Source organism: Flavobacterium sp. RHBU_3 (assembly GCF_046613565.1).
Classification (GTDB): Bacteria; Bacteroidota; Bacteroidia; order Flavobacteriales; family Flavobacteriaceae; genus Flavobacterium.
The window spans coordinates 1-16,846 of sequence record NZ_JBKJHC010000017.1 but is presented as its reverse complement, the minus strand read 5'-3'; the positions used below and the strand labels follow the sequence as shown (position 1 = coordinate 16,846).

Annotated in this window: 11 protein-coding genes; 5 read left to right on the top strand and 6 right to left on the bottom strand. The window is 39.9% G+C overall.

The window, feature by feature from the left end:
• Nucleotides 1-49 precede the first annotated feature (49 nt).
• From ACLI1A_RS18335 to ACLI1A_RS18325, 3 genes are all read right to left on the bottom strand, one after another.
• Nucleotides 50-928, bottom strand: coding sequence for an SDR family oxidoreductase (locus ACLI1A_RS18335; protein WP_411410151.1), 879 nt, complete (start codon nucleotides 926-928; stop codon nucleotides 50-52).
• 91 nt (nucleotides 929-1,019) lie between these two features.
• Nucleotides 1,020-1,841, bottom strand: a complete 822-nt coding sequence (locus ACLI1A_RS18330; protein ID WP_411410150.1) for a DUF4249 family protein — start codon at nucleotides 1,839-1,841, stop codon at nucleotides 1,020-1,022.
• 32 nt (nucleotides 1,842-1,873) lie between these two features.
• Nucleotides 1,874-4,249: a TonB-dependent receptor gene (locus tag ACLI1A_RS18325; RefSeq protein ID WP_411410149.1), complete on the bottom strand. Its 2,376-nt coding sequence runs from the start codon at nucleotides 4,247-4,249 to the stop codon at nucleotides 1,874-1,876.
• Nucleotides 4,250-4,551: 302 nt separating this feature from the next.
• Between ACLI1A_RS18325 and ACLI1A_RS18320 the strand changes: the two genes are divergently transcribed.
• From ACLI1A_RS18320 to ACLI1A_RS18300, 5 genes are all read left to right on the top strand, one after another.
• A complete protein-coding gene (locus ACLI1A_RS18320; RefSeq protein WP_411410148.1) occupies nucleotides 4,552-5,598 on the top strand; it encodes a sensor histidine kinase in 1,047 nt (348 codons plus the stop codon).
• A 3-nt stretch (nucleotides 5,599-5,601) separates the two neighbouring features.
• Nucleotides 5,602-6,324 carry a LytR/AlgR family response regulator transcription factor gene (locus ACLI1A_RS18315; protein WP_411410147.1) on the top strand — a complete coding sequence of 241 codons (723 nt, stop codon included), beginning with the start codon at nucleotides 5,602-5,604 and terminating at the stop codon, nucleotides 6,322-6,324.
• Nucleotides 6,325-6,506: 182 nt separating this feature from the next.
• Nucleotides 6,507-7,832, top strand: a complete 1,326-nt coding sequence (locus ACLI1A_RS18310) for a TolC family protein (protein WP_411410146.1) — start codon at nucleotides 6,507-6,509, stop codon at nucleotides 7,830-7,832.
• 1 nt (nucleotide 7,833) lies between these two features.
• Entirely contained in the window at nucleotides 7,834-8,895 is a 1,062-nt protein-coding gene (locus ACLI1A_RS18305; protein WP_411410145.1) for an efflux RND transporter periplasmic adaptor subunit, read from the top strand.
• A 3-nt stretch (nucleotides 8,896-8,898) separates the two neighbouring features.
• Complete coding sequence (locus ACLI1A_RS18300; RefSeq protein WP_411410144.1) at nucleotides 8,899-12,003, top strand: efflux RND transporter permease subunit; 3,105 nt, start codon at nucleotides 8,899-8,901, stop codon at nucleotides 12,001-12,003.
• 37 nt (nucleotides 12,004-12,040) lie between these two features.
• Here ACLI1A_RS18300 and ACLI1A_RS18295 read toward each other — a convergent pair whose 3' ends face one another.
• Genes ACLI1A_RS18295 through ACLI1A_RS18285 form a run of 3 tightly spaced genes read right to left on the bottom strand, consistent with a single transcriptional unit; the run spans nucleotide 12,041 to nucleotide 16,028 of the window.
• Nucleotides 12,041-13,360 carry a hypothetical protein gene (locus tag ACLI1A_RS18295; protein WP_411410143.1) on the bottom strand — a complete coding sequence of 440 codons (1,320 nt, stop codon included), beginning with the start codon at nucleotides 13,358-13,360 and terminating at the stop codon, nucleotides 12,041-12,043.
• A gap of 35 nt (nucleotides 13,361-13,395) precedes the next feature.
• Nucleotides 13,396-14,553, bottom strand: a complete 1,158-nt coding sequence (locus tag ACLI1A_RS18290) for a hypothetical protein (protein WP_411410142.1) — start codon at nucleotides 14,551-14,553, stop codon at nucleotides 13,396-13,398.
• A 38-nt stretch (nucleotides 14,554-14,591) separates the two neighbouring features.
• Nucleotides 14,592-16,028 (bottom strand): hypothetical protein, encoded by a 1,437-nt coding sequence (locus ACLI1A_RS18285; RefSeq protein WP_411410141.1) that lies wholly within the window; start codon nucleotides 16,026-16,028, stop codon nucleotides 14,592-14,594.
• Between the last annotated feature and the right edge of the window lie 818 nt (nucleotides 16,029-16,846).

Here is a 16,846-nt window from a genome sequence, read left to right as displayed (position 1 = left end):
CTTTTGTTTTAATGTTGACATACATTTTAAAGTTTTTTACTTTTTCTAACTATGAATCTGAATTGTACTTATCATTTAAAAATTCAGATATACTTTTAGGGCTTCTTACCAACAATGCCTCCAGTTGATTGCTTTCGCCTTCTAACTCGCCCTGCGCTATAGCTGCCGAAAAACCGGCAAGCATCAAAACCATTTTCCTTGATACATTTCCCGTAGCTGTGCTTTCAATATAGCGGTCATAGTTGGCATTTATGTAGCCTACATCATGTCCGGTTATCTGTGTAAGTAACATGGCTATTTCTGCAAATGTTACATTACTTGCACAAAGGTTGTAGGTCTTATTCTTATGGCTGTTAGAAACCAATATATTAGCAGTAGCCTCTGCAAGTTCCCTCCTTAGTGTAAATGCTACACTACCATTTCCGGCAGGCAGGAAAATTCCATCATCAAAAACCCTTTCACCAAGAAAAACAGGGATTAAATCCATATAAAGCCCGTTGCGCAGTATGGTATATTCCATACCGCTTTTCTTTATTGCATTTTCAGTATCCAGATGCGAATTCACAATAGATTTAATTGGCGAATCGGCGCGGTCGGTTTTATGCAACTGGCTCGTATATACAACATGCTTTACCCCCGCCCTTTTGGCCGCCTTTACTACCTGCTTATGCTGTGCACTGCGGTTAGTAGTTTTAGTACTCGAAACAAAAAGCAGTTTATCTATCCCTGCAAAAGCACGAAGTAATGAGTCATAATCATCATAATCTCCGTAAATAATATTTATGCCGAGTTTTTCAAGGTATTCTATTTTTGCAGCATCCCTTGCCATAGCATACAGCAGATGTGGTTTAATACCTAATTTCACCAAGGTTTCAATTACTACTTTACCATATTCTCCGGTTGCTCCTGTAATTAATATTTTTTCCATAGTTCTTAAAAATAAATATGCTGTCTTAAAAAAATGCCGGCATACGATAACGCAGGCCGGCACCTAAACAAAACAAAGTACTTAACCCAAATTATTGTATTGTATAGTCTCTCTTATCTACTTCTGCAAGCCTGAAATAGCCGAAGGCAAAATTTTGGAAGTCGGTTTGATTTACAATATTACCGCGTACTGCCGATGGAGTCGTTGGCCAGGGACCGGCATCGGCACCAGAGGCTATTATCAGTTTATGCATATAATCGTAGTACTGCTTAGATATGCCATATAAATTTATATTTACGATATCACCCGGTTTTAAATCTTCATGCGAATAGAATTCAGGCACTATATTTCCCTGGCTGTTCTCATCATTTTCAACTTCATATAACGGATATGCTACGGCTGGTGATGTTATTCCAAAGAGATAATAGTTTACTACTGAAGGGTCGTCCTGGTAATAAAAGGTAATTTCTATTTCATCGCCGCCCATACCACCGTCATTATCCTGTTCTATATTTTCCATAATATCAGGTGCAGCAGTAAGGGTTTCAGTAGCAGTATAGGTTTCACCGTTCAGCAATATTGTCATTTGGTAGGTTTCGCCTATTGCCGGTTCAAAATTGGTACAGATGTACTCGCCGGTCCCTGTGGTTTCGATAAAAGTAAATACCGTCCCGGTAGAATTAGTAACTGTAATATCAGCTCCTGATACTGTGGGGAACGTAGGACTGTAATAGCCTGTAGTTGTAGAAAGCACAATCTTTTGCTCATTACCAGGAGTCCCTTTAACCCAGTTTATAGAGGCGTCTATAACCAGCCGTGGAGCTGCCGTATTAAGATCTACATCAATAACTTCCTCACAGGAAATGATTGAAAACCCTATTATTATCATTAATATCTTCTTATACATATTCATTTTATAATGCTTTTAGTTTAAACTGTATGTCCTTAAAATTTAAAGTTGTACGTTACACTCGGCATAACCCCGAATATAGACAGTCTTTTTGCCTCACTGGCACCCGTATCCTGGTTTTGCCCAAAGCTGTATGACGCAGCATTGTTTCTTGCGTACGCGTTATAAACGCTAAATACCCACTCACCCTGCCAGCCTTTGGTTTTATCGGGTTTTGGCACGTATGTAGCCGAAAGATCCAGGTGGTGGTAAGCCGAAAGGTTATCGGCGTTCCTTGTCCCATAGTTAGCCACTGTTATACCGTGGTACTGGTATTTGCCGTCAGGAAATGTAGCCGCCTTACCTGTTTGAAAAGTGAATATTGCCCCAAAAGACCATTTTTTTGTAAACTGATATGCCCCTGTAAGCGACAGATTATGTGTTTTGTCGTAATTAGCTCGATACCAGTCTCCATTATTAATACCGGGACCACCTGCTATTCCCCCCGGTGTACGCTGTTCTGCCCTCGATAAAGTATAAGACAACCAGCCGGTAAGTTTGCCTGTATTCTTTTTAAGCATAACTTCTAAACCATACGCACGGCCTTCTCCGTTTAGCATTACCCGTTCAATGGCTCTGTTTGCTATAAGATCGGCTCCGTCAATGTAATCCGACTTATTTTTTATTTTTTTATAAAACACTTCTGTTTCCAGTGAGTACTTATCGTTACTAAAGTTCCTGAAATAACCTGCTGCTACCTGGTCTACTATTTGCGGTTTCAGGTACTGGTCGCTTGGTGCCCATATATCAAGAGGTGTGGCCGATGCCGTATTAGATATAAGGTGTATATACTGGCTCATACGGTTGTAGCTTGCCTTAACAGACTGGTCATCATCTAATGCATAAGACACCCCTAACCTTGGCTCCAAGTTATCAAAGCCTGCAATTTTTTCGTTGGTCTTATATTGCTTTGTGCCTGTAGGCTCTGCTTCCTCATATATTTGATACTGCTCGTTAAACACCACCGGGCGGTTATCTGCGTAGGTGTTCCTTAGCTCTTCACCCAGCCTTAAAAAGTTACTATAACGCAAGCCATAGGTCATAGACAGCTTATTAGTAAGTTTATGTTCTGCGCTTATGTAGGCAGCGTTTTCCCAAGCATATTTCCTCTCCAGCTGTTCCGGGTTTACGCTTGATGTATTGCCAAATGGTGTTATAGTACCTGGGTTAAAGTTGTAATAAATAGAGTTGATACCATAATTAAGCATAAAATCGTTAGATACATAATGCTTAAAATCGTACTTAAAGTTGTAGTTCTTTATTTCGGTAATACCGTTTAGCCCAGCAAACTTAATTCTTATAGCGTAGTCATAATCACTGTAAATAGCCGAAGCGTTTGAGAAAAGCTTATCCGAAAAAATATGGTTCCATCTTACGTTAACAAAGGTATTTCCATAATCGTTTATAAGAGCATCATTAAAATTCATGTAATCATAACCGTAGTAGCCCGATACAAAAAGGTTGTTGTTTTCATTAAGCTTATAATTTAGCTTAGCATTAAGATCGTAGAAATAAACCGAGTTAGGCTCATCGGCCAGTTTAAGGAAAAGATGCATGTACGAGCCCCTGCCTGCCACCACAAAAGAGCTTTTTTCTTTTACGATAGGCCCTTCAACCAGAAGACGGCTTGAAATAAGCCCAATACCCCCTGTGGCATGGTATTCTTTATTATTACCTTCTTTCTGATAAATATCCAGTACCGATGATATTCTACCTCCAAAATTTGCGGGTATTCCTCCTTTATACAGCTTAAGGTCTTTAATAACATCCGAATTAAAAACAGAGAAAAAACCAAAAAGGTGCGAAGTGTTGTACACTACCGCTTCGTCCAGCAACACAAGATTACCATCTACAGACCCTCCCCTTACGTTAAACCCCGAAGCACCTTCCTGTGCGCTGGTAACACCCGGCAGCTGTAATATTGATTTCAAAACGTCAACCTCACCCAAAACGGCGGGCATTTTTTTAATAGTAGCTATAGAAAGTTTGTGTACACTCATTTCAGGCTTACGGATATTTGCCTTATTAGAGTTAGACGTAATAACAACTTCCTGTAACTGCTGGCTGCTTTCTGCCATGGCAAAATCCTTCTTTGTATTGCCCTGCAGCGAAACCTGTTCCTGCACATCGGCAAATCCCATGTAGCTTATCATAATGGTATAAGTTCCTTTAGGGAGCGTAACCGAATAAAAGCCATAAGAGTTTGTGGTAATAGACACATTGGCTTCCGGAATATAAATGCTTACGCCTATTAATGTCTCATTGTTAGACTTGTCTGCAATGGTACCACTAAGTGTAGCTTTTTCCTGAGCCAAGGCACTGAAGGCCGTACTGATGACCAACAGTAATACATAAAAGATTTTTTTCTCCATTTTTAAGTATTTGAATTAATAATTAAATCCGGAGCTAAACTAATTTTTTACAAAACCCTTATTTTAGATAATATACCAAACAGAGTATTTACTATATTAAAATAAGAATTACCACTACTAAATATATTTGGGCTGGTGATTAAATATATTCATTACATTTAAGTGTTTAAACCCGTAAAATATGAAGCGTGGTATAATGTACACTTAGCAGCTTATTTGGTATATGCCATTTTATATTTGGTATAATATAAAATTACCCGCCTGCTTTTTAAAATACATTTGTGTACTATATTTTACAGATCATGAGCGAAACTTTACACACAAAAAAAATGGAAACCAACTGGATGCTTTTGGTTATCATTTCGAAAAAGCACAGGCTTTACCGCCATTTAATACTTATAGTGTTTAGTATAATAGTACTGTACTATAGCCCGCCAGAGTATAAAGAACCTTATGAAACCTACAGCAGGGCTGTTACCTTTTTTCAGATATTGTTTTTGGCATACAGCAATATGTATTTTTTTGTTCCCAGGTTCCTGTTTAAGAAAAAATACCTTAGTTATGGCCTGGCAATACTGGCCAGTATCATAGTTTCCGGCATTATTCACCGCACAGCTTCTTATTTTTTAAGACACAACCTGTTGCCTTATGAAGAGGATAGCCTTAACTTCCTCACCTTTTCATTTTCTATATTAGTACTTACCGTGGCTTCTGCCTCCGTGAAACTATTTCAGCAATGGATACAAGATGCCCAGTTAATATACGACTTGGAGCAGGCAAAAACCAATGCGGAGCTGGAACAGCTGAAAAATCAGATTAATCCGCACTTCCTGTTTAATATGCTGAATAATGCAAACGTATTAACTAAGAAAGACCCTGATAAAGCATCTGAGGTGTTGGTAAAACTAAGCGACCTGCTGCGTTACCAGCTTTATGACAGCAGCAGGCTGAAAGTACTGCTTACCTCAGACATCCATTTCCTGGAAGATTTCTTAAACCTGGAGAAAGTAAGACGCGATAATTTTCATTTCATGATATCTAAGGAAGGTAACCTCAGTGGTGTTCAAATCCCTCCTTTACTTTTTATTACATTTGTAGAAAATGCCGTTAAGCATAATAACGATGCTTCGAGGCAATCTTATGTACACCTTTACTTTGACATAATAGATAATGAGCTGTATTTTAAATGTGTAAATTCTAAACCTACTGTAAAAGCCGTAAAAAAAACAGGAGGGCTGGGACTGGCCAATATAAAACGCAGGCTGGAACTGCTTTTTCCGTTATCGCACATGCTGAAGATAGAAGATGAACAGGAAACGTACACCGTTACCCTAATTATAAAAATATAACTAATGACCTGTATTATTGTAGATGATGAGCCGCTGGCAAGGGAAGCCATACAAATGCTGGTTGAACAATTCAGTCAGCTTGAGCTTATAGGTACTTTTAACGGCCCTGAGGCTGCCGGTAACTTCCTGGCAGGCAATAAAACAGATTTAATATTCCTGGATATACAAATGCCGGGCGTAAACGGTATTGAATTTGCCCGCACCATACCCAAGGAAACACTTGTTATATTTACCACTGCCTTTTCTGAGTTTGCTACAGATAGCTATGAAGTAGATGCTGTAGATTACCTGATTAAGCCTGTAAAGGCCGAACGATTTGTAAAAGCTGTAGAAAAAGCAACTGTTTACCTGAAGCTGCTTAAAGCAGATTACAGCCAAAATAACATTGAAAACGTAACCGAAGACTACTTTTTCGTAAAAGCAGACCGCAAGATGTTTAAAGTATATTTTAAAAATATTCTTTATGTAGAAGGGCTTAAGGATTATGTGGTAATGCACACCGAAGGACAAAAGGTAATAACCGGCATGAACATAAAAACCATTTTTGACCAGTTACCCAAAAGCATGTTTGTAAGAGTAAGCAAATCGTACATAATAAACATTAACCATACAGATTCTGTAGATAACAACACCGTATATATAGGCCGCGCCGAAATCCCTATTGGTAATGTATACCGTGATTTCTTTTTTGATGAATATGTAACCAAAAAACTCCTTAGCAAATAATTCCCTTCTCCCCGGCCTGTCACCGTTGCTTTAGCCTCGTCTGAAAAAACAGGTATTATTTTCGCATTATTTGGTATATAAAAAACTCCATTTGGTATAAATATAAAAAAACACTTTACCGCCCTACCTACTTTAGCCGCGTATAACAACCTGCTGTTGCAGATGTTTATAACTAAAGCGCTATGGGTAAACAAACTGTTTTACTGCTACTGTTGGGACTTTCTTTTAAAGCTCCTGCGCAGGAAATATATACCTTAAAAAGATGCATTGATTACGGCTTAAAAAACAACCGTAACAATGCCATTTACGCCAATGAAAAACGTATTGCCGATGCCAGAGCCCGAGAGGTACTTTCTGAATACCTGCCAAGGGTGAGCATCAGTGCTGCTTTTGATGATAACCTGCGGCTTCAGCAAAGTATTATCCCGGCAGGTGTTTTCGGGCCAGACGAAATCAGGGGGGCACTTTCACAGCGCTACGCTACTGATGCCGTAGTGCAGGCAGAACAGGTTATCTTTAACCAGTCACTGCTCACAGGTATCAGGGCAAACAAATACCTGAAACAACAAGCCAGCCTTAATGCCGTACAAAACAGGGAAGCCATTATTTACAATATAAGCATGGCTTACTTTCAGGTATTAGTTTACAGGCAACAACTGGACTTGCTGGAAACCAATAGCTACACCTATAAACAACAGATAGAAATTTATACGTTACAGACCGATAAAGGCATACTCCTGCAAAAAGACCTTGACAAAGTTGTGGTAGACTACAACAACACCAATTCTCAGATGCATATAGCCCAAAGTAACCTGGAGATGGCTACGAACGAACTTAAGTTTGAGATGGGATACCCAATAAACGATAATATAGAGCTGAATACCGCCACACATTGGGAAATAGATGCTGATGAAGACACAAACATTACATTTTCTCCTCTGGAAAGGACGGGTTACAAACTTGAAGTTGTAAATGCAAAAATACTTGAAACCGAACAAGCCCGTATTAAAGCCGAGGCACTGCCGGTATTGTCTGCCTATTTAAGGTATGGTGCAGTAAGCTTCAGCGACCATTTTAAAGATACCTATAACGAAAGTTTCCCATACGCTACAGCGGGAATAAAACTTAGTATTCCCTTCCTGGACTTCTACAACAGGGATTCTCGCTACCGCCAGGCAAAACTAAAACATGCCAATGCCGAAGAAAGCTTGAAACTAGCAGAAAGCAGGTACACTGCAGACTACCAAAATGCCCGTACCAAGCTAGTACAGGCCCGTACCAATGTAGCTATAGGCAAACGAAATATAGAACTTGCCGGGCAGGTACTAAAGGTTACCAGCCTGCAACTGCAAAAAGGCACCACAAACCTTACCGAATGGCTTAATACACAATATGCATTAAAAGAAGCGCAGAACATATACCTGGCTTCGCTATATCTTTTTTACCAGGCGGGCATAGACCTGGAAAAAGCAAAAGGTACTTTACAAACGTTTTATAATTCATTGTAATATGAAGAACAAAATCCTACTACTCACAGGCCTGTGTATTGTTGCAGGGCTTATTGCCTTTAAGCTTGTAGCTAATAAGCAAAAAATAGAGGAGAAAGAAAAACCTACAAATACGGCTAACGTAAGGATTCCGGTAACTACGGCAACAGTTTCAGAAAAAGTACAGGAAATAAAACTCGCAAAAACAGGAAGGTTTACACCATATAACGAAGCCACAGTGGTAGCCACAGGTAGTGCAAATATAAAACGGCTTTTCTTTTCACTTGGTGATAAGGTAAAAAAAGGACAGGTGCTTGCCGAGCTCGATACAAGCCTGCTGGAACTGGAGTTACAGAAATCAGAATCCACTGTATTAAAACTAAAAAATGACCTGAAAACCTATACCGAGCTGCTTGAAGGCAATGCCGCTACCCGCGAAACAGTTGACGAAATCAGGCAAAACTATAGTGATGCCATGAACCTGTCGGGGCAACTTAAAAGGCAAATTGCAAATGCTGTTATTAAAGCACCTGTGAGAGGTATTATTGAAACAAAAAAGGCTGAGGAAGGTGTTTTTATTGCAGCCGGTGCCGAAATAACCACTATAGTGAACCTTGAAAAAATAAAAGTAAGTATTAACCTAACCGAGCAGGAAGTATACCAGGTAAACTTAAACCAAAAGGTTACACTGACTACAGATGTTTACCCGGGTGCCGTGCTTTCAGGCAACATTAATTTTATTAGCCCACGTGCCAATGGAGCAAACAACTATACCGTAGAAATATCTGCGCCTAATAATGCCGCTACTCCCCTTAAGGCCGGCACATTTGTTACCGTAAGCTTGTCTCATAAAACACTTAAAAAAATAGCACTTATACCACGGGCGGCATTATTACAAGGCACCCAAAACGCTTCGGTATATATAGCAGAAAACGGCAGGGCACGCCAACTAAAAATTAAAATTGGTAGAACCTTTGGAGAACAAATAGAGGTTACCGGTGGTCTTACAACAGGAAGCCGTGTTATTATATCGGGTCAAATTAACCTTCATAACGGTTCACCCATACAAATTATAAACAACTAAGCCATGTCACTTACCGCTATTGCCATAAAAAGACCGTTGTTACTATTGGTGGCGTTTACCATGCTGCTGTATTTCGGTACATGGTCTTACCTTAACCTTAACTACAACCTTCTACCTGATTTTGCCATGCCCGAGGTTTCAGTCAGCGTACTGTATCCCGGCGCATCGGCGGCTGAAGTAGAAACTTCGGTAACAAAAAAACTTGAAGATGCCTTTTCTACCGTAGAAGGGCTTAAATCCATTACTTCATCTTCAGAAGAAGGCGTATCGGGCATAAAACTTACTTTTAAAAGTACAATTGATATTAACCAGGCCGAACGTGATGTGCAACGGAAAGCAGACCAGGTTATGGAAGACCTGCCCGAAAAAGCCGGGCACCCTGTTGTAAGCAAAATAAACATGCAGGAAGCCCCAGTAATAAGGGCTGCAGTAACAGCCAATATACCATCCCGCGAACTTTATAATCTTATTGACAAACAACTGCGCCCTGCATTACAGGTTATTGAAGGGGTAGGAAAAGTAGATATTATAGGCGGTGAAAAAAGAGAAATCAGGATTAATGTAAACCGGGAAAAGCTTTTAGCCTATGGGCTGTCTATAGAGCAGATTACGCAGGCTATCGCCAATGCGAACCTTTCTTATCCTGCCGGCAATGTACAAACTACCGAAAAACAGTTTTCCATCAGGTATGACGTATATGTAACATCTCCTGAACAGATACGGCAAACTATAATTTCTCAAGATCCAGAAAACGGAACAGTTTACCTTGAAGATGTGGCAGATGTGGCAGACGCATCGGCAGATGCGGCCACCATAAACCACATAAACGGAGTTCCATCGGTAGGCATCCAGGTTATTAAGCAAACCGATGCCAATGCCGTAAAAGTTAGCGCATTAGTAAAGCAGGCTTTTACTAAACAGGAAATACAACACAAAGCAACTAATCTCAAATTCACCATTTCCACAGACCAGAGTGAGTATACTCTTGATTCGGCAAATGCGGTAGTATACGACCTTATGCTCGCCGCACTAATTGTAGGCCTAGTAATGCTTGCTTTCCTGCACAGTATAAGGAGTTCACTTTTTGTACTGGTAGCGTTACCGGCATCTATCATCCCTACGTTTATAGCCATATACCTGCTTGGGTTTTCGCTAAACCTAATGACGCTTATGGCGCTTTCATTAGTAGTAGGTATTTTGGTAGACGACTCCATAGTGGTATTAGAAAACATTTATCGTCACATGGAAATGGGGGCCGATAAAAAAAATGCAGCACTTAGCGGACGGAACGAAATAGGGTTCACTGCGATTTCTATAACATTGGTAGATGTAGTGGTGTTCCTCCCCCTGGCACTTAGCGGAGGTATGATAGGCGGTATATTACAGGAATTTTCGCTGGTAGTGGTATTCTCTACACTTATGAGCCTGGTAGTTTCGTTTACCATAACACCGCTGCTGGCAAGCCGTTTCGGGAAATTAGAACACCTGAAAAACACTACACTATGGGGCAAGGCAGGCCTTAGCTTTGAGAAATTCCTTTTCAATATAAAGGAAAGTTACGGAACACTGCTTGAAGTTGCACTCCGCAGGAAAAGGTGGCTGCTGCTTGTAACAATAGGGCTTATAGCCGGAACCATAGTACTGGTACCGGCAGGCTTTATAGGGGCCGATTTTATGCCCTCTACAGACCAAGGTAACCTTGTACTAAAACTAGAACTCGAACCTTCTGCAACTTTGTACAAAACCAACTTATACGTACAACAGGCAGAGAAAATAATTTTAGCCCGGCCCGAAGTGGTTACTGCTTTTGCAAATGTGGGGTTTGTAAGCGGTAGCGCTTCGGGTAGCGGGGCTAATGCTAACCTTGCAGAAATTACACTGACACTGGTAGACCGAAAAGAACGCTCTATGTCTTCGCAGGAATTTGGCACCTTTATACAGCAAAAGCTCACCCGGTCAATTGTCGGGGTACGGTTTTCTACAGCTTCTACTTCACCCACCGGCGAAGCAGACAGCGCACCCATTGAAATTGCAATAAAGGGCTTCGACATGCAACAGGTAAGGGCAGTTGCTGAGGCATATAAACAAGTCGTAGAAAAAGTACCCGGTACACAGTTTGTACAACTATCTGTAAAGGACAGAAAACCCGAAATAACAATTGCCCCGAACCGTGCCAAGATGGCCATGCTGGGGCTTGACGCTAAGGTTGTAGGCACAGTACTCGAAAATTCGTTCAATGGAAATGATGAAACCAAATACAAAGAACAGGGAAACGAATACAACATAAAAGTGCAGCTGGATAATTTTAACCGGACGAATGTTACTGATATACAGAACCTTCCATTTGTAAACACCCAAGGCCGGGTTATATTACTACGGCAGTTTGCCCACGTAAGCGAATCGTTAGGCGAAACAGCGCTACAGCGCATAGACCGCATGGGGGCAATAACGGTACAGTCTTACGTTACCGGCCGCTCTACAGGTACAATAAGCGATGAAATAAAAGTCGGGGCAAAAAGCATTAACATACCCGATGGTATTACGGTAGATTACCTAGGTGAAACTGAAAATCAGGAAGACGCTTTTGGCAACCTCATTTTCGCGCTTGTCACTGCATTTGTATTGGTTTATTTTATCATGGTAGCATTATACGAAAATGCCATATATCCTTTTGTAGTATTGTTTTCTATACCTGTAGCCCTTATAGGGGCCTTACTTGCACTTGCACTTACTATGGAGTCGCTGAATATTTTTACCATCATAGGTATGATAATGTTGTTGGGGCTGGTATCTAAAAACGCCATACTAATTGTAGACTTTACTAACAAACTTAAAACTGAGGGGCTTAATACCACCAGTGCACTGATAGAAGCCGGTAAGGAAAGATTAAGGCCAATATTAATGACAACCCTGTCTATGATATTCGGTATGCTCCCTATAGCAATGGCAAGTGGTGCATCTGCCGAAATGAAAAACGGCATGGCATGGGTTATTATTGGTGGCCTTACAAGCTCAATGGTACTTACTTTGTTTGTAGTCCCAGCTATCTTTATAATTGTCGAGACCGTAATTTCCCGCTTCAAAAGCATCCTAAATCGAAAGCCATAACAAGATTGGAGTTGTGGAATTGCAATAGGTATCTGCTTCAATGTACCTCGCCCCAGGCAAAGCCATCTACACCTGTAGCATCAAAATTGCCAAGTGATATTTTGGCCGTTGCGTTATATACACCCTCGTATTTTTTAACTCCGGGTATTACCTGGTTGTCCCTGATGGCTTTTGCATCTATATGTACTTTGCCCAAAGGGTTGTTAAGGTCAATACTAACCACAACAGGGTAGCCATTGTAGGTTTGTTCAGTTTTTAATGATACCTGGCCAACAGCCCATTCAAAATAGGCAGCTCGGGCTCCATTTTCGGCATAGGCGGCATCGGTATCTTTGTCGCAATAAAAGCGAGCCATGGGCAATTTTGTTTGTTTACCGTTTTGGGTAACATCAACAATAGAAACCATGATGGCTGCCTGATAGCTTTTACCTTTTTTATCAATTACCTTAGGCAATTGTATGGCAAAAAACAGCCAGCTGGCTGTTTTAACTATAGCCAGGCTATCCTGGTTAAAGCTTTGCACCACATAATCTATCCACATATTACCCTTTGTACCGAAAAAATATGGCTGACCGTTTTTTAGGATATTGAACTTATCTACCCTAAGCAGGGGGATTGAATAGTAATACGAGCCTTGGCCCAGCATCCTATCATTACTGCTTTTTAAATAAGCATGTACATCGCCGTTAAAATGTTTTTTTACCTGGTTTGCCTGTTCCGGTGTAAGCCACTGCGGCAGGAATGATGAAGGGCCATAGCCCACCTGCATACAACCAAAAGTATCTGTCATCAATACCTCGTACTCCCAAATATCAAGCAAATCGGGTGCGGCAATAACTTGCCCGGTTATGCAGTATTTAGCGTTCACGCTCCCAAATTGCCCTGAAACTAAAGAAAGGCTTAGTAAGCCACCATATATAGGGTTGGCATCAATTGTAATGGCAAATGGCTGGGTATAGGCAGCATTCCCCTCATCAACCAAAAACGGTGCAACCACATACCCGTCGGTTTTGTCATCGCAGTATGACCATTCGGCCATATAGGGGGATTGGCCTTGAAATTGCTGATATTGCACAATACTGTTAATGGCGGCTACTTTACCTCCCTCATCTTCAATATGACCGAAAAAGCACCAGCTACTGATATTATACCGTGGGTGATATTTTGAAAACCAGCCAGCCAACTGACTGTTGCTTTGCGCCTGTGGTAAAATAGCCGTCGGACTATAAAAACTCTGAATAGTAAGGTCTCCTACGGGCAACTCTTTTATCTCACGCTCTATATCTTTTACAATGTGCTCTATATCGTTTACGATATTGTTTTCCACATTAACCAAGTGTCGCAGCAGCTTATTCATAATAGGTGAGTTTTTAATAGTGTAAAATGTTAAACTTAAATGGTGTAAATGGCCATTGTAGCGGTAATGTTTTTTCGTGTGCCTGAAGTAGTCTGCAGATGCTTTTTGCCTAAACGGTTAATCCGGTTTACCGGTTCATAAAAATCAAATACAGCATTATCAACCCAATTATGAAAAGCCATTGGCCCATTAGGTACCGCATCCTTCTGGTCAAAATTGGCAACCTCAGTTCCATCAATAAAAAATTTAACAAAATGGCTGTTTAATATGATCATATATTCATGAGGCAGCTCGTCAAGGGGAAGCCCTAACCTAACGTGATTGTATTCGAATCCATTAAATACCTGTACAAAAAAACCATTATTCCTGGGGTCTGCCACATCGCCGTTTTGCTGTAAAAACCAGGCTGCTTTCATTCCCAGTACAGGCACAGCATTGGTATTCCAAAAACCCCAGCCACGCGAGCCACCCAAAAGGTTTTCTACTCTTATATTAGCCTTAAAAACAACATTGTGCGTAGCCGCATATGGCACACTTATAAAAAGATCGTAAATAAAATTACCTAACTCAATACTATCTGATATTATTTCTAACTGTGAGGTATTTGCCATTACATTTTGAGGCAATAGCGTAGTGTAGGGGCTGTTGTAAATTTCGGAATTATAATAAGTATCGGCGACGGTAACTTTTGGTATAGAATTTACCAGATAATTTTTATCTACCGTATTAAACTGATGATTGCCCGCCGTATCAATCCTTTTAAACCAGTAGTCTTCGTCCGGATTTACAACCTGATAATGTGCCGGGCTTTGCATGTATACATTACATTTATTTTGGTCGGCAATAATTATCAAGATGCAATAAAAAGTATTCTGTATATCTTTTGCTAGGTCGGCCTTATTTACATTAGGCAGTAGTTTTATTAATAATTTAAATACCTGCCTGGTAACCGAAATTAGCAGGAGTATTTCAACGTCAGTTTCTATTACTTTAAGTATACCTACCCAAACTTCATCCGGTAGTTCACTCAATGTAATAAGCTCTGTTTTTATTTCGGGCAGCAGGGGTACAATTTCGGTTATAGCCTTGGTAAATTCTGAGCCTAACGTTGAGGGGTCAAAAGCACCTGTAGGCTGCTTTAGCAAACCTGCAAGTACTTTGATATGTTTAATAATTGCCGGGTGATGATTCATGGTCCTTTGTATTTAGGTTTATTATGGTTTAAAAACGCTTAAAGATGTACAGTTGAATCTTCAAGGATAACTTCAAGCTCTTCAACAAGGCTCGGGTTTAAGCTTACTAATACTCCAGAATCTTTAATCCTGTCGGTATAAGGAAAATTATAAGCTTCGGTTGTTTTGCTCAATACCTCGGCATACTGATTATAAAATGGGTTGTTGGGCTGCAAATTTGAAAACATATTGCTTTGTGGTATATTATACCACTCTGAGCTTGGCAAGGTTCCAACTTCCTTGTTATCTACTTTCACAGTGCTTCCAATGGCTCCAATGTTGAATCCTCCAAGCAGATCTCCTGTTATCCAACCAAACAGATCATTTTGCGGCGACTCTGTTATTATTGTTGCCTTACTGCTACCCTCGCGGAAATATTTAAGTGTGAAAGCTGCACTGGCTCCATATATGCCCGATGGATTTAACAGGTCATCTATTTTAAACTGCATGCTAAAAGTATCTTCGGCACCACCTCGTGAGTTTAACTTGTTGCCTTTACCAGACACTTCCATAACAAATTTTCCGTTTTGATTATGGTAGCTGGCAGAGGGATCATTTAAAAATGTAACGGATGCATCATAGATTTGCGCAGCTAGCGGCCCATAGGGTGGTGGGGGATCGTTATTGATACAAACACCCGCAAAATTCCCTTTTAATCTTGCGAATTCTTTGTTTTTAAATATTTTGTATAAACTTTCCAAGTAATTAAGCATAATATTATAGGGCATTACAGGTATACCTGGGTTACCCGGGCAAAAAGTCGGAAATGACGACGGACCGATTACTCGGCAAAATCTGGTATGTTTAGGGGGAGTTACGTTGTATGGCCCCGGAACCAATGCGGGTATAGCGCCGGAAATATGGAATGGCGGCGTAGGGCTTGTTATGGCGTTTAATTTTTCATAAATTTTTTGTGCCGTGGCACCATTAATAAAAGCGTTTACACTGTTTTTTTTATGCGATTTAGGGTGTTTGGTTTGTTTGCCACCCTTTAAACCATTTAATGTAATGGGTATGCTCCAGTAATCAATACTGGTAGTATCAGCACTATCAGCCGGATTGCCGTTAAAGGTCATTTCAAATTTATCGTACCGATAGTAAAAGCTTTGTTGAGTAATATTTTGGGCTGGTTCATTAGGCCCGCTAAATGTTTTGTCGTAGCAAAAGTATACCCTTCCGCTAAAATTAAATACTTTGAACTTTGAAAAAGAACTAAGCTTGTACCAGTTTGTTACACCGGAAGCATCAAAAAGCTCCTTAATAATAGTTCCATCATCACTTGTAATTTTAAAACTTGCACCAGCACTAGTCATAAATCCAATAGAAATATCCTCTGGGCTATTTTTTGATTCCTGTAATAAAGGGATTGGCACTAAAATATTTAATTTAAGGTACGTACTCCCCTTTTGGGGTGTTGCGTTGACTAGCTCTGACATACTTTTAATTTTTTAAAGTTATTTTCTCCCTACTCTCTTTAGGCTTTTCAGATTAACGCCTTTCCTTTCATGGATGCGTATTTTGAAATACATCATAAAGAAAATGAAGTTATCTTATTGATTTACAACTAAAAAGAATGAATTTATATAATACCCCAAAATAGGTATTAAGTGATAAAGAAGCTGGCGATTTATACAGGATTCCTGAGGGAAAGAAATTATGAACTACTATTGAAAACATCTGAAAATATGGTCAAACTATCCGTAACCAAAAGTTTTAACCTAAAAAACACTTTAACTTGTCCATCTAATTGATCTTATTAATTTTGCAGTATGATTATAACGTTCTTTTCTAATCTATTAGCTTCTTGTAGTAAAGTTTTAAGATAATCATTTGGTGCAGAATAGGTGCAGTTAGAAAATTGCAAAATTAGTCCTCCTTATTTCACAGAGGTTTTAATGCAGTTTTAATTCCGGTGCTTCCACTAAATGAAAAGTATGTCCTAAATCCGCATTTTTGCTACTAAAATTAAAGGTGCAAAATCGGTGCAGTTCACATGCTGATGATGTAAAACGTAGAAATCGCAAGGGTTTCAGGGCTTAGGTTCGATTCCCATGGCGACTCCACTAACGCCTTTTGCCACCAGCAAAAGGCGTTTTATTTTTAAACCGAACAAAGAGCAGTATTATTAACGAACAAAAAACGTGTATTACACCTTAAAAAACCGCATAATTTACACTTTCCACACGAACAATTCACAGTTTAAATCCGCATTATTTTCATATTATATACGCAATATTTTCATGTTTAAATATAA